The 14,663-nt window shown below is 54.3% G+C and carries 11 protein-coding genes and 1 pseudogene; 4 read left to right on the top strand and 8 right to left on the bottom strand.

The genetic code is table 11. The annotated features are described in order from the left end of the window. Window positions 1-85: 85 nt before the first annotated feature. The 3 genes from C0560_RS00960 (at window position 86) to C0560_RS00950 (ending at window position 4,717) form a co-directional block, all read left to right on the top strand. Complete coding sequence (locus C0560_RS00960; protein ID WP_248859441.1) at window positions 86-1,486, top strand: MFS transporter; 1,401 nt, start codon at window positions 86-88, stop codon at window positions 1,484-1,486. Between the two features lie 10 nt (window positions 1,487-1,496). Next, window positions 1,497-3,452: a glycoside hydrolase family 127 protein gene (locus C0560_RS00955; RefSeq protein ID WP_248859439.1), complete on the top strand. Its 1,956-nt coding sequence runs from the start codon at window positions 1,497-1,499 to the stop codon at window positions 3,450-3,452. A gap of 188 nt (window positions 3,453-3,640) precedes the next feature. Continuing rightward, window positions 3,641-4,717 carry a type I restriction endonuclease gene (locus C0560_RS00950; RefSeq protein ID WP_123429687.1) on the top strand — a complete coding sequence of 359 codons (1,077 nt, stop codon included), beginning with the start codon at window positions 3,641-3,643 and terminating at the stop codon, window positions 4,715-4,717. Window positions 4,718-4,723: 6 nt separating this feature from the next. Here C0560_RS00950 and C0560_RS00945 read toward each other — a convergent pair. Together C0560_RS00945 and C0560_RS00940 are read right to left on the bottom strand one after the other, a co-directional pair. Further along, window positions 4,724-4,970, bottom strand: a pseudogene (locus C0560_RS00945) (type II toxin-antitoxin system HicB family antitoxin). 290 nt (window positions 4,971-5,260) lie between these two features. Beyond that, window positions 5,261-6,001: a MipA/OmpV family protein gene (locus C0560_RS00940; protein ID WP_102105042.1), complete on the bottom strand. Its 741-nt coding sequence runs from the start codon at window positions 5,999-6,001 to the stop codon at window positions 5,261-5,263. Window positions 6,002-6,119: 118 nt separating this feature from the next. Between C0560_RS00940 and C0560_RS00935 the strand changes: the two genes are divergently transcribed. Beyond that, window positions 6,120-7,079, top strand: a complete 960-nt coding sequence (locus C0560_RS00935; protein ID WP_100778162.1) for a LysR family transcriptional regulator — start codon at window positions 6,120-6,122, stop codon at window positions 7,077-7,079. Here C0560_RS00935 and aldB read toward each other — a convergent pair whose 3' ends face one another. The 6 genes from aldB to C0560_RS00905 all read right to left on the bottom strand — a co-directional run bounded on the left by aldB (window position 7,080) and on the right by C0560_RS00905 (window position 14,225). Further along, window positions 7,080-8,618: an aldehyde dehydrogenase AldB gene (gene aldB / locus C0560_RS00930; RefSeq protein WP_102105043.1), complete on the bottom strand. Its 1,539-nt coding sequence runs from the start codon at window positions 8,616-8,618 to the stop codon at window positions 7,080-7,082. Window positions 8,619-8,722: 104 nt separating this feature from the next. Beyond that, window positions 8,723-10,573 (bottom strand): selenocysteine-specific translation elongation factor, encoded by a 1,851-nt coding sequence (gene selB, locus C0560_RS00925; RefSeq protein WP_248859437.1) that lies wholly within the window; start codon window positions 10,571-10,573, stop codon window positions 8,723-8,725. Then, a complete protein-coding gene (gene selA / locus C0560_RS00920) occupies window positions 10,570-11,955 on the bottom strand; it encodes an L-seryl-tRNA(Sec) selenium transferase (protein WP_248859435.1) in 1,386 nt (461 codons plus the stop codon). Before selA ends, selB begins: the two co-directional genes overlap by 4 nt. 103 nt (window positions 11,956-12,058) lie before the next feature. After that, the gene (locus C0560_RS00915; protein ID WP_102105046.1) at window positions 12,059-12,667 is read right to left on the bottom strand and encodes a glutathione S-transferase; all 609 of its coding nucleotides are present in this window, start codon (window positions 12,665-12,667) and stop codon (window positions 12,059-12,061) included. A gap of 62 nt (window positions 12,668-12,729) precedes the next feature. Then, complete coding sequence (locus C0560_RS00910; protein WP_100778167.1) at window positions 12,730-13,866, bottom strand: HlyD family secretion protein; 1,137 nt, start codon at window positions 13,864-13,866, stop codon at window positions 12,730-12,732. 2 nt (window positions 13,867-13,868) lie between these two features. After that, window positions 13,869-14,225 (bottom strand): DUF3302 domain-containing protein, encoded by a 357-nt coding sequence (locus C0560_RS00905; RefSeq protein ID WP_231275292.1) that lies wholly within the window; start codon window positions 14,223-14,225, stop codon window positions 13,869-13,871. Window positions 14,226-14,663: the final 438 nt, after the last annotated feature.

Below are 14,663 nucleotides of genomic sequence, written 5' to 3'. Positions count from 1 at the left end.
TCCCTTGTTGGCGCTGACTTTCAGTGCAGAATGAATTGGGTACCTTGCAGAACATAATAAAATCCCCTTCACGAGGAGTTATCGAATGACTTCCACTCCGATTACGCAAACCGATGTCGTACAACAGGTCGCCGACGAGCGCCTGTCAGTGCGCGAGAAGATTGGCTACGGCCTGGGTGATGCTGGCGGGACGGTAATTACCTGCCTGATCATGAACTTCCTTACCTTTTTCTATACCGATGTCTTTGGCCTGACGCCGGCGCTGGTCGGTACGTTGTTTATTGCCCTGCGCGTATTTGATGCCGTTTCTGACCCCATCATGGGGGTGATTGCCGACCGTACCCAGAGCCGCTGGGGACGCTTTCGCCCGTGGCAGCTGTGGATCGCCTTCCCGATCGGGATTATCGGCGTCCTGACGTTCACCGTGCCGGAAGCCAGCATGGGGATGAAAATCGCATGGGCGTTCGGCACCTATCTGTTGCTTTCCGTTGGCTATACCGCCATCAACGTGCCCTACTGTGCGTTGATCAACACCATGACCACCCGCCATAGCGAGGTGATCTCCTGCCAGTCCTGGCGCTTTGTGCTGTGCGGCGTGGCAGGCTTTTTGGTCTCAGTCGGCCTGCCGTGGCTGGTCGCGGCGCTGGGCCAGGGCAACGTTGCGCAGGGCTATCAGCTGGGTGTCGGCGTGCTGTGCGCCATCGCGGTGGTGATGTTCCTGTGCTGTTTCTTCTGGGTACGCGAGCGCGTCCCGCTGGCCCTGATGGGGCGCTTTACCCTGCGCGAACATCTGGCCGGGCTGCGTAACAACGATCAACTGCTATTGATGCTGGTGATGTCTTTCCTGCTGATTAACGTCTTTAACATTCGCGGCGGCGGGTACATGTACTTCATCACCTACGTGCTGGAGGGCAGCACTGCCTATACGTCGCTGTTCTTCACCATGGTGACCTTTGCCGCCATTCTCGGCGCAGTGATCGTCAGCCCGCTCACCCGTCGTATTGATACGGTGAAACTGTACTACACCACCAACCTGGTGCTGGCCGCACTGGCATTCGCCATGTGGTTCCTGCCAACTGGCCCGGCGTATCAAACCCTGTGGCTGGCAGTGATTTTGGGCAACGGCGTGATCCTCGGCTTTACGCTGCCGTTGCACTTCTCGCTGATGGCCTTCGCCGACGACTACGGCGAATGGAAAACCGGCGTGCGTTCGTCAGGGATGAACTTCGCCTTTAACCTCTTTTTCATCAAGCTGGCGTGGGCCTCAAGTGCCGGGATCATCAGCCTGGTGTTTATCTTCGTCGCCTATCAGCCCGGTGCGGGCAACCAGACCCCGGCTTCACTTTCTGGCATCACCACCATGGAAACGTTGCTGCCCGCCCTTTTCCACCTGCTGCTGGCCGTTTCAATACGCTGGTGCAGACTCACTAATCCGATGATGTCGCGCATCTCTACCGACCTGCGCCAGCGTCACGTTCAGTCCTGAGGAGAACAACATGTCCATCATGGAACCCGACCTGCATAAGCTCAAAATTAACGATCCGTTCCTCGGCCAGTATCAACAGCTGGTAAGGGATGTGGTCATTCCCTATCAGTGGGATGCGCTGAACGACCGCATCGCCGAAGCGGAGCCGAGCCACGCCATCACCAACTTCCGGATCGCTGCCGGGCGGGAAGAAGGAGAATTTTACGGCATGGTTTTCCAGGACAGCGATGTCGCCAAATGGCTCGAAGCCGTGGCGTGGTCCCTGTGCCAGAAACCCGACCCTGAACTTGAGAAAACCGCCGACGAGGTCATTGAGCTGGTGGCCGCCGCCCAATGCGACGATGGCTATCTGAATACCTATTTCACCGTGAAAGCACCTGACGAACGCTGGACTAATCTCGCAGAGTGCCACGAACTGTACTGCGCCGGGCATATGATCGAGGCGGGCGTGGCGTACTTCCAGGGCACTGGAAAACGCGCGCTGTTAGACGTGGTCTGCAAACTGGCGGATCATATCGACCGCGTGTTTGGCCCCGGAGAAAACCAGCTGCACGGCTATCCCGGCCATCCGGAAATCGAGCTGGCGTTAATGCGCCTGTATGACGTCACCCAGGAGCCACGCTATCTGGCGCTGGTGAAATATTTCGTCGAAGAGCGCGGCGCGCAGCCGCATTTTTACGATATCGAATACGAAAAGCGCGGCAGAACATCGCACTGGCACAACTACGGCCCGGCGTGGATGGTCAAAGATAAAGCCTATAGTCAGGCGCATCAGCCTCTCGCGGAGCAGCAAACCGCCATCGGGCACGCCGTGCGTTTTGTCTATCTGATGACGGGCGTGGCGCACTTTGCGCGGCTGAGCGGTGACGAAAGCAAACGCCAGGACTGCCTGCGTCTTTGGAATAATATGGTGCAACGGCAGCTCTATATTACGGGCGGAATTGGCTCGCAGAGCAGCGGCGAGGCCTTCAGCAGCGACTACGATTTGCCCAATGATACGGTCTATGCCGAAAGTTGCGCCTCGATTGGTCTGATGATGTTTGCCCGCCGGATGCTGGAGATGGAAGCGGATAGCCAGTATGCCGACGTCATGGAGCGCGCGTTATATAACACCGTGCTGGGCGGCATGGCGCTGGACGGTAAACACTTTTTCTACGTGAACCCGCTGGAGGTCCATCCAAAAACGCTGGCTTTCAACCATATCTATGATCACGTCAAACCGATTCGTCAGCGCTGGTTTGGCTGCGCCTGCTGCCCGCCGAATATCGCCCGCGTGCTGACTTCGCTTGGGCACTACATCTATACCGCACACCCCGCGGCGCTGTTTATCAACCTCTACGTCGGCAACAGCGCGGCCATTCCGGTCGGAGACCACGAGCTGCAACTGCGTATTAGCGGCAACTATCCGTGGCAGGAGCAGGTGAAGATCGACATCACCTCGCCGGTTGCGGTTGAGCACACTCTCGCCCTGCGTCTGCCCGACTGGTGCGCCAGCCCGCAGATAGCGCTGAACGGTGAAGCAATAACAGGCGACGTGCGTCGGGGATATTGTTATCTCACCCGTCGCTGGCAGGAGGGGGATTCTGTGACCCTCACGCTGCCGATGCCGGTGCGCCGGTTATACGGCAATCCACAAGTGCGCCAGCAGGCAGGCAAAGTAGCGTTGCAGCGCGGCCCGCTGGTCTATTGTCTGGAAGAGGCGGATAACGGCGCGGGGTTACATAACCTGTCGCTGCCCGCCGACAGCACCTTCCGCGTGTTCGAAGGGAAAGGATTGTTCTCGCATAAGATGCTAATTCAGGCTGACGGCATCTCACAACGCGCCGTTGAGACCGAGCCGCAACCGCTCTGGCAATACGACCGCACGCCCACTGCGCCACACACTCAGACATTAACGTTTATTCCGTGGTTTAGCTGGGCCAACCGCGGCGAGGGCGAGATGCGGATATGGGTGGATGAGGTGTAAATCTCATCGCTCATATATTTTATATTTTGAACCCGGTTACACCGGGTTCTTTTATTTTATCTTTCTGTACAACTGTGATCGCGCCCTCGGATTCGTTTTTTTAGCCTCAACCCACCGCGTACCTTATTGAATAACACTATGTTTAATGATATCCCATAATTACACACAGCTAAAAAAAAGGATATCAAATGGATTTCACAGAAAGGCTCAATGCTTTATCAAATAAAATTAAGCAGCAAACGGGCGTTATTATTACAGAGGAAGCAACAAAAACTGCGTTTGTCATGCCCTTTATCCATAATGTTTTAGGTTACGATGTTTTCGATCCTTCAGAGGTCACTCCCGAGTTTATCTGTGATGTTGGAACAAAAAAAGGCGAAAAAATTGATTACGCCATAATGAAAAACAATGAAGTTCAGATACTTATTGAGTGCAAGAAAATTGGTGAACCGTTAAACATTAACCACGCCTCTCAACTTTTTAGATACTTCCACGTTACAAATGCACGTATCTCTATATTAACAAACGGTCAGATTTATCGGTTTTATACTGATCTCGACGCACCCAATAAAATGGACGAGAAACCATTTTTAGAAGTCGACCTTCTGGATATTGATGAAAATATTATCCCAGAACTGAATAAGCTAACCAAATCCTCTTTTGACCTCGAATCAATCATCAATGCTGCTGGCGAACTCAAATATGTTAGCCAAATTAAAAAGATACTTCACAACCAGCTAAATAACCCTGAAGATGATTTTGTGAAATTCTTCGCATCCAGGGTTTACGATGGAATACTCACACAAAAAGTCAGGGAGTCTTTCCTCAATCTTACGAAGAAGGCAGCCAGCCAATACATTAACGATCAGGTTAACGAAAGACTTAAATCTGCCATCACAGGAGTTACTTCCCCTATCCCAGGTACGCAAAATGAGCAGCAAAGTACCGAGGAAGAAGTTCAAAAGGATGACAAAGATATAGAGACAACCCTTGAAGAACTTGAGGGCTACCATATTGTGAAAGCTATCACTCGGGCGGTACTTGATGCACCACGTATTACCCAGCGGGATACAAAAAGTTACTTCGGGGTGCTGGTTGACGATAACAACAGAAAACCTTTGTGCCGTCTGCATTTCAACCGTTCTCAAAAATACATTGGTCTCTTCGACATCGAGAAAAATGAAACACGCCATCCCATTGCATCTGTTGATGACATCTATTCCTTCGCGGATATCTTAAAAGCGACAGCAAATCTCTACATATGACGATGATCATCCAGGCAGCACACGCCGTGCTGCCTCGGCAAGAAAGACGCTTCGGTTGCTGAACTTTGGATGCTCGCAAATAAACGCGTCAATTTTCACTAATAAACGGCAGGGAGCGTGATATTGATGCGCTCTGCTCTGCCATAAAATTGCTGCATATTGATCTCCACCAGCAAAAACACCCCGGTACATCCGGGAAAAAATCGTTCGCGCGGCCATCGCGGTCGGTATGAATATAAGCCGGGTAGAACATTACCCTCCTGCAAATTGACTGTTTGATATCCCTCGACTGTGACACACCCAGCCAGGCACTTGAGATCACGATAACCTATTGGCTAAGCGACTTCAGTGGAAAAAAATCAAAGCGGGAAAGGAGATCGCAAAGAGAACAGGCAAACGAGAGAGTTACAGCAGATTGTGGAGGCAGGCTCGTAATACCCGACGACGCTAAACCTGCCCGGTCTGGCTACCGCAGGCCGGGCAAGCACAGCACCACCGGGAAAGTAGGTGAAGCAGCCTCATCCTTGAGGCTACTTTTTAAACTTAGAAGCGCCAGCTCATGCCGGTCATCAGCACGAAACTGTCTTCGCGGTCGATCATTGGGCTGTTTTTAACGTCATCCGGCAACACGGTGTAAACCGCGCTGGCATTCAGGAACAGGTTATTGGTCAATTTGTATTTCGCGACTAGGCCCACGTACGGGTTCCAGCTATCGCCCGCGGTGTATTCGTTCATACCGCTGTGGCGAGACTCTTTGCCGGAAACACCGTAGTAGTAGTCGTTGAAGCTTTCGTCATAGTAAAACACACCCACGGACGGAATCAGGGTCAGACGCTCCATGCGGATCGGGTGGAAGTAGGAAATTTCACCCACCACGCCGCCACTTTCGTCCATGGCATCCGCCGCGACGCCAAACTTCAGGCTACCCCAGCGCTCGTGGCGATAGTAGGCGCCCCCCAGAAATGCAGATGCTTTGCGCTCATCGAGCTGCTTCATCGCGTGGTCGTCATTGTCATCGGGATCAAAATGCAGCGGCATCCAGGACGCCGTCAGGCTGAGTTCATTCTTACTGTCTTTCCACAACGCCCAACCGGCGGTGGTCTGGCGCACGTAGAAATTATCGCCTTCATAACTAATGAGTGGAATCGCAGTCGTATTTTCGTTATACCCTTTGTAAGGCGATTCATTGAAAACAGCGCCCGCACCCAATGAAAATTCACCCGCCATTGCTGATGAAGCGAAAAATAAGGTTGTGGTGATGAGCAAATTCTTTTTAGTAATCATTCCCTGTATCCATTAAATGCCTAACAAACGAGGCGAATAATAATGGTTACAAATTTGCCGATGCAATAAATGTGTTTATATAATATTATATATGAAATCATATAGATGAGCGTACGTGATGAATAATTTACAGATTAAGCCACGTGAATTAAAAATTATTTCCGTTATTGCCGCCACCGGCAGTATCGGAGACGCCGCCGCGTTGTTAGGCATGGCGCAGGCCAATGTCAGTAAATATCTCGCAGATTTTGAAACCCGCGTGGGTTTGAAAGTTTTTGAACGTACCACCCGTCAACTGGCGCTCACGCAGTTCGGCGAGGTGCTGCTCCCTTATATCAACGCGTCACTTGATAAAAATAATCAACTCATTAATTTTATTGCCGATTATAAACATGAAAAAAGCGGACGCGTCACGATTTACGCGCCTACAGGAATCAACACCTATCTCGCTCGCCATGTGATCCATCTTCTCGAAGAGATCGGCGATATTCGTATTTGTTTAAAAACCTATAACCCTAATCGTAATGAATTATCTGAAGGCGTCACGTTTCCTGACGACTGCGACATCTTAATTACCTATGCACAACCCAAAGATGAAAGCCTGGTGGCTTATCAGCTAACCAAATATTCCGTTACCGCCTTCGCCACGCCAGAATATATCAAAAAGCGTCCCATTAACGGACCCGATGATTTAATTAAACACTCCTGTATTTTATTAGATTCCATATTAGTGGATGATGCTAACATCTGGCGTTTTCGCGTTCATGGCAGCGACGAAGTGCGCGATTATAAAGTCACCGGTAATTATATTTGTGATAATACACAAACGGCGCTGGAGCTTGCGCGCAACCACCTTGGTATCGTGTTTGCGCCAAAAGAGAGCCTGAAAAGCGAGATCGAACAGGGCATCTTAATGCCCTGTTTTTCTCATCAGGAGGAGTGGTGGCTGGATCTGACGGCTATTTTCCGCAAGCGCGAATATCAGCCGTGGCGGGTTCAGTACATTCTGGATGGTGTGCTGAACAGTCTGCGAGAGCGAATTAAGCAGGCCGTCCCAGGGGCGACCCGCTCTGATTAATTAGAACAGTCCCAGCGGTTTGTCGGAATAACTCACCAGCAGGCATTTCGTCTGTTGATAGTGATCCAGCATCATCTTATGGGTTTCACGTCCGATGCCCGATTGTTTATATCCCCCAAATGCCGCGTGGGCCGGATAGGCGTGATAACAGTTCGTCCAGACACGCCCGGCCTGAATACCGCGTCCCATTTTGTACGCCAGATTACCGTTGCGACTCCAGACCCCGGCACCCAGCCCGTATTGCGTATCGTTGGCCAGCTCGAGCGCATCCTCCATGGTTTTAAAGGTCGTCACCGCCAGCACCGGGCCAAAAATCTCTTCCTGGAAAACGCGCATGTTGTTTTGACCAAACAGAATGGTCGGCTCCAGGTAATAGCCGTCCTTCAGATCGCCTTCCAGCACTTTGCGTCGGCCACCCGTCAGGACATCCGCGCCCTCTTTTTTGCCGATATCGATATAGTTCAGAATGGTTTCCAACTGCCCATGAGAAACCTGCGCGCCCATCTGCGTCACGCTGTCCAGTGGGTTTCCACTGCGGATGGATTCCACACGCCGAATGGCGCGTTCCATAAAGCGTTCATAAATCGATTCCTGAACCAGCGCGCGGCTCGGGCAGGTGCAGACTTCGCCCTGGTTAAAGGCAAACAGCGCAAAGCCTTCCATCGCTTTATCAAAGAAGGCGTCCTCTTCATCCATCACATCGGCGAAGAAGATGTTCGGCGATTTACCGCCCAGCTCCAGCGTCACTGGAATAATATTCTGCGTGGCGTACTGCATGATCTGCTGGCCGACTTCCGTGGAGCCGGTAAACGCCACTTTCGCGATACGTTTTGAGGTCGCCAGATATTCACCGATTTCGCCGCCCGCGCCGTTCACCACGTTTATCACCCCTGGCGGCACCAGATCGCCGATGATTTCCATCAGCAGCAAGACCGACAGCGGCGTTAAGCGCGCCGGTTTGAGCACCACGCAGTTACCCGCCGCCAGCGCGGGCGCCATTTTCCAGCTCGCCATCAGCAGCGGGAAGTTCCACGGAATGATTTGCCCGACCACGCCCAGCGGCTCCTGGAAGTGATAGGCCACGGTGTCGCTGTCCACTTCGCTGATCCCGCCCTCCTGGGCGCGAATACAGGAGGCAAAATAGCGGAAATGGTCAATTGCCAGCGGGACATCCGCGGCGGTGGTTTCGCGGATCGGTTTACCGTTATCCCAGGTTTCTGCCGCGGCCAGCAGCTCGAGGTTTTGCTCCATTCGGTCGGCGATTTTGAACAGGATCGCGGCGCGGTCCTGAACGGAGGTGTGTGCCCATTTCTCTTTCGCTTTGTGGGCCGCATCGAGCGCCAGATCGATATCTTTTTTGCCGGAACTGGCAATTTCGCACAGGGGCTGCCCGGTCACCGGGGTCAGGTTGGAGTAGTATTCGCCGTCGACCGGCGCGACCCAGCCTCCGCCAATGAAGTTGTCATACCGGGGTTTTAGCTTGAGAGGATAACCATACTCGCCAGGCTGCATACGCGTTGAGGGAGGATTGTTCGTCATGACCGTCTCCTTGCTGTTGGTGTCTAACAAGGGTAGTCACAGCTGGCGATTTTCTCGCCAGCCGCTTACAGCTTTACGACAGGTATCACGGATTATTTGCGCGGTTATTTTTCGATCTGCGGGAACAGCAGCGAATCGCGTAACAGGTGGTCATTACCCCGACGGCGCGTGAAGCCAATACGATTGAAATACTCCAGAATTTGTATCGCCAGTTTGCGGCCCACGTTCAGGCGATCGCGGAAGTCGGCAGCGCAGGTCGATCCCTTTTCCTGGTGCAGATCGCGGATCAAACTGGCAAAGGTGACGATGCGATCGTTACGGTAATAGCGATCTTTGACGATCGCGGTAATCAGCCCCTGCTGCGCGGCGTGGCGCAATACCTGACGCATCACCACTTCATCCGTCGCAGTTTCGCGGGCCAAATCGCGCACCCACCAGGGTTCATCGCCAAACAGCGGGGCGGCTTTTTGCCAGATGGCGTCCTGTTCCGGGGTAAATCCGGCTTTGTGATCCGGCAGATGCAACCAGCCGTGATGGCTGTGGATCATGCCGCTCTCGCGCATCTTTTCTATCAGCAGCAGCACCAGCGCGTCGTCTTCCATCGGCAGCGCCATACGGCGCAGGCGTTCGCGGCCTGGGCCTGGCTCGTCCTGATGCTGTTCGTGGTAGGTCGCAAGCGTAGAGAGCACCTTGCGCTGCCAGTGGGCGGCAACCGGTGCGTTAAGCAGGCTGTAACCGGCCTGAATAAAGCCCGGCTGCTGCGTGAGCTGGCGCAAACCGTCACCGCTCAGTTGACGCCCCCAGGCGAAATCGGCGAGATTCACCGCACCGCGCTCGAGATGCACCGCCAGCGCAGCCTGGTCGTCTTCTGCCTGTGCCAGCGCCACCAGCCACTGCAGATATTCAGGCTTACGTTTACCGCGACGCGGCGGATTGAGCGTCACCACGCGGGCGCCCGCCAGGGTGACACGCGCAGAGATATCGCGCAGCACCAGCCGGTCGTTATCCGCCAGCCACAAAGGGGTATCCAGCACCAGCTCAGCCAAATCGTTTTCCAGTAAAGAGACACGGCCGGTCACGTGGCTGGCGGCGTGGTGGATATGCAGCGGCTGCCACTGGGTGAGTGGCGCGTGGGTGTGCAGAGAGACAATCACCCGCGTGGAAGGCTCCGGCGGCGCGTCGGCCAGCAGCCAGTCACCGCGATTGAGCTGCTCTTTTTCCGCATCACCGGCGATATTCAGGGCGATACGCTGTCCGGCATGGGCCTGTTCCGTGGGCTGGTTCTGTGCGTGCAGCCCGCGCACGCGCATCGGTTTATTCACACCCGTCAGCCACAGGCTATCGCCCACCTTCACTTCACCGCTGAGCGCCGTCCCGGTCACCACCAGTCCGGCCCCTTTTACGGTGAACGCGCGGTCAATTGCCAGACGGAAGCTGTGATCGCTGGCTCGTTCGTGGGAGGAAAGATGCCGTAAATGGTCGCGTAATTCGTCGATTCCGCGCCCTTCTGTCGCTACTGTGACAAAAACCGGCGCATCTGCGAAACCGTACTCCAACAGAGTGGAGCGAATCTCTTCGCGCACTTCGTCAATGCGGCTCTCTTCGACGCGATCTGCTTTGGTGAGCGCCACCGTCAGCTGCGGCTGGCCCGTCAGCTGTAAAATCGCCAGATGCTCACGCGTTTGCGCCATCACGCCATCGTCGCAGGCCACCACCAGCAGAACGTGATCGATACCGCCGACCCCGGCCAGCATATTGGCGAGAAACTTTTCATGGCCTGGCACATCGATAAAGCCAAGTACCCGACCGTCTGGCAGCGGCCAGTAGGCGTAGCCAAGATCGATGGTCATGCCGCGCTTTTTCTCTTCCGGCAGACGATCGGCATTCACGCCGGTAATGGCATGTAACAGCGTCGTTTTTCCGTGGTCAACGTGACCGGCAGTGGCAATAATCATTTCAACAACATCTCCAGAAACCGTTCTTCATCTTCAAGGCAGCGCAGATCCAGCCACAGGCGACCATCGTAAATGCGCCCGATAATCGGCGTAGGCAGCGCACGCCAGTGCGCAGACAAGACGTCGAGCTGGCTTCCGCGCCCGTCGCGCGGCGTCAGTGTCAGCGCGGCGCTGGGCAGGCGGTCAACGGGCAGCGATCCGCTGCCAATCTGCGACTGGCAGGATTCCACGCGCACGTCGAAATCGGGGAAGTGTGCGGCGACTTGCGGCAGTAGCAGTTCCGCCTGAGCGCGAATCGAGGCCGCATCGCGCGACAGCAGACGCAGCGTTGGCAGACGTTCGGCCAGTTTCTCCGGATGGAGATAGAGCCGCAGCGTGGCGTCCAGCGCAGCGAGGGTCATTTTATCAGCGCGCAGGGCACGTTTCAGCGGGTGCTGCTGGAGCTTCGCAATCAGTTCACGTTTACCAACCACAATTCCGGCCTGTGGGCCACCGAGCAGTTTGTCGCCGGAGAAGCTCACCAGGCTCACGCCTGCGGCGATCATCTCCTGCGGCATCGGCTCTTTCGGCAGACCGTAGAGACTCAAATTCACCAGCGAACCGCTGCCCAGATCGGCAATGACCGGCACGTTCAGTTCGCGGCCAATCTCCGCCAGCTCCGCCTCTTCCACCGTTTTAGTAAAGCCTTCAATGTGATAGTTGCTGGTGTGGACTTTCATCAGCAGCGCGGTGTTTTCGTTAACCGCCGCGCGATAATCTTTCGCATGCGTGCGGTTGGTGGTCCCGATTTCATGCAGCTCGCAGCCCGCCTGACGCATCACGTCAGGAATGCGGAACGCGCCGCCAATCTCCACCAGCTCGCCGCGCGACACCACTACCTCTTTGCCGCTGGCGGTGGCCGCCAGCATCAGCAGAACCGCCGCCGCGTTATTGTTCACAATGCAGGCGTCTTCCGCGCCCGTTATCTGGCACAAAAGATCAGCCAGCGCGCGGTCGCGGTGTCCACGCCCGGCACCGTCCAGATCGTACTCCAGCGTCACCGGGGATCGCATCGCCTGCGTGACCGCCGTTATCGCCTCTTCCGCCTGTGGCGCGCGGCCTAAATTGGTGTGCAGCACCGTTCCCGTCAGGTTGATCACCGGGCGCAATGCGCTTTGCGTATGCGCTGTCAGCCGTTTTTCCACCTCGTTCGCCCAGTCCTCGCACCACTGCGGCAGCGTATTTTGCGTCTGAATGTGCAGGCGGGCTTCATCCTGCATCACATTCAGGAGCGCCACCATGTGGGTGTGCCCGGACCGTTCAAGAAGAGGGGTGAATCGCGGATCGCGCAGCAGGCGATCGGTCGCAGGGATCTCGCTGTAGAGGGAACGATGAGTAGTCATTAACATGCCTGGCGGTTGGAGTTCTTCCCCCCTCCCGACGGGAGAGGGAGTCAACGTGCAGAGGGATTGTACAGCGTACAGAGGTGAAGTGTTATAACCCGCGTCAAGCCTTTGGTGGTTCGGTGCGGGCAAAGCTTTCGCGGCTAAAGAGCGTTTCGGCCAGTTTGACCAGCAGCGGGCGATCCACGCACCAGCCGGGAGAAACGCGGCGGAAATTGAGATAGCCAATCGCGCAGGCGATGGCGATGGTCGCCAGATTCAGCGCGTCGGTTTTGAGTTTTCCGTCCTGAAGCAGCTGTTCGCACATATCAAGACTGCGGCTGATTTTTTCCCGCTGACGCACCAGCTCCGCTTCGGATTGCTGCGCGGCAGGTCGCGCCTGTTCACGCACCGACACCAGCGCCGCGTCCATGATGCCGTCGGCCAGCGCTTCGATCTGTTTAATCGCCAGCGCCGCTTTCGGCTCACGGGGCACCATCGCCGGGGCAATCCCGAGCAGCTCGATGTACTCGGCAATAATTGGAGAATCAAACCAGGTTTCGCCATCATCGGTTACCAGCGCCGGTACTTTCCCGAGCGGATTGTACTGTGCCACGCCGGTTTCCGCGTGATAGGGCTGTTCGTTCACAAACTCGAACGTGATGCCTTTTTCCAGCAGGAGAATCGAAATCTTACGTACGAAGGGGCTGGTGTAGCTGCCGATGAGTTTCATTGCCTGATCCTTTACGCCAACAAAAGTGTAAGTATGGATCAGGCAACAAAAAAAGCAGAACGTTAATGGTCGAGATACAGGTAATGCATCCAGCTGGTCATGCGCAGCAGCACTTTCCTCATGACGGAGACGTGCGCGAAGTGGTCGGAATAGACCGCCACCTGGGCATAAATCCCGTCTGGGAGGGCATCGACGTCCGCGCTAGGGTCCAGATCGATAGTGGCAAGCACGCCGTCTGTGCCAGGTACCACCGTCAGGGATTGCAGGGAGCCTTGCGCCTGGTAGGAACCGCCCGGTACGACCGGCAGAATGCTGCTCAGTTTGCCGTGGAATACTTGCCCCGGTAGCGCGTTAAACACCACTTCTGCGTCATCGCCCGGTTTCAGGCGCAGCAGAGAGTTCTGGCGGAACTGAGCGACAATCTGGCGTTTTTGGTCAGGAATAAAGACCATCACCGGGCGCAGTGGAAGTGCTGCGGCATAGGTGCCGGGGCGAATAAGCACCTGAGTGACATAACCATCGCTCGGCGCACGCACCACTGTTTGTTCGAGGTTGTACTTCGCCTCGGTCAGCTGTGCCCGCAGGCTGGCAATCTGCGACTGCTCGCCGTTGACCATGCTGTCTAACTGGCTTTTGATTTGTGCCTGATCGGCCACCGAGGCTTTCACCATCGCATCCTGCGCAAGATAGTTTTGCTGTGCGTTGTCGATATCGCTTTCAGAAAACGGGTTTACCTTCGCCCGGCTGCCTTTCAGATAGCGCTGGTAATCCTTATACAGGCGGTCGCGCTCTGCGGAGACGCGGGTGGTATTGGCCTGCGCTTCCGACAGCTGGCCTTTCAGCACGTCAATATTGTAGGTGGCGGTGACCAGATCAGCCTGCAGTCTGTCGACTCGGGCCTGATAGCGAACCGGATCGATTTTAAATAACACGTCGCCTTTTTTAATTAGCTGGTTATTTTTATCCGTCACTTCACTCACCACCCCGGTCACTTGCGGCGTGATCGGAATAGAAATCACCGCTTTTTGCGCCGTAAATGTATAAGGGTGGTTATAGTTCATTAATAAGATCAAACCGGCGACGATAAATACCCCACCTAATGCGGCGGTAGCGAGCGTCCACTGGTTAACCGGAATACGGAATATTTTAAAGATCGCCCAGGCAAACGCGACATAGGTCAGAATAATTAGCAGATCCATGATTAGCTCTCCGGCGTATTTTTTTCTGCGGGCGTTGGCTCCGCGGCTAGCCGGTGTTCCAGCTCGGCAACGCGTCTGGTGAGGGCATCAATATCGGGTTGCTGCGGGGGCTGCGCAATGTGATTTTGCATCCCCCATCCGCGCTCGGGCTGGTACAGCGTGGCCCAAATCCACAGGAATGGCCAGATGATATGCAGCGTAAACAGGCTGACCCAGCCCGCTGTATGGATCGCATCGGCATGGGGATGATTACGCTTTTTCGCCATCAAATAGGGGATATCATGAATCGCAATGATCCCATAAAAAATGACCAGAAAAACGAAAATCAATACGCCCAGCGCGAAATAGTTAAGGAACATATTTGCCTCACTAAAATAGCTTCAACTCTTTAAAAATATTAAATGGTAAGCAACCAAATTAATTTCTTACTGTGCAATTTCTTTGCACATATAAATTAGAGCCGTGGAGTATTATTATTAAAATATCTCCGCGCAAGTTTAATAGCGTGACAAAATATATCCTGACTAATAATCTACTTAATCTTACATTAGCAGATTAATCCTCATTACGCTTTTTCTCCATAACACTAAGGGATGAAAGCATGTTGAGGAAAATCAGTGACTGGATTAGAGCCTGGCTGAATTGACAAAACAGAAGTGGGCGGCGATCACACCTGGAGAAATCTGCCTTCAAATTTATTGTGAAGATGATCACAAACATCCAACAAACCCGCCAACACAAAATGTGATTATGATCACATAAAAGCGTCAATCCTGGCGGATTTTTCCCCTGTGTAT

It is taken from the genome of Lelliottia sp. AC1, assembly GCF_023278595.1.
Classification (GTDB): Bacteria; Pseudomonadota; Gammaproteobacteria; order Enterobacterales; family Enterobacteriaceae; genus Enterobacter; species Enterobacter nimipressuralis.
This window is presented reverse-complemented; position numbering and strand designations above follow the sequence as displayed.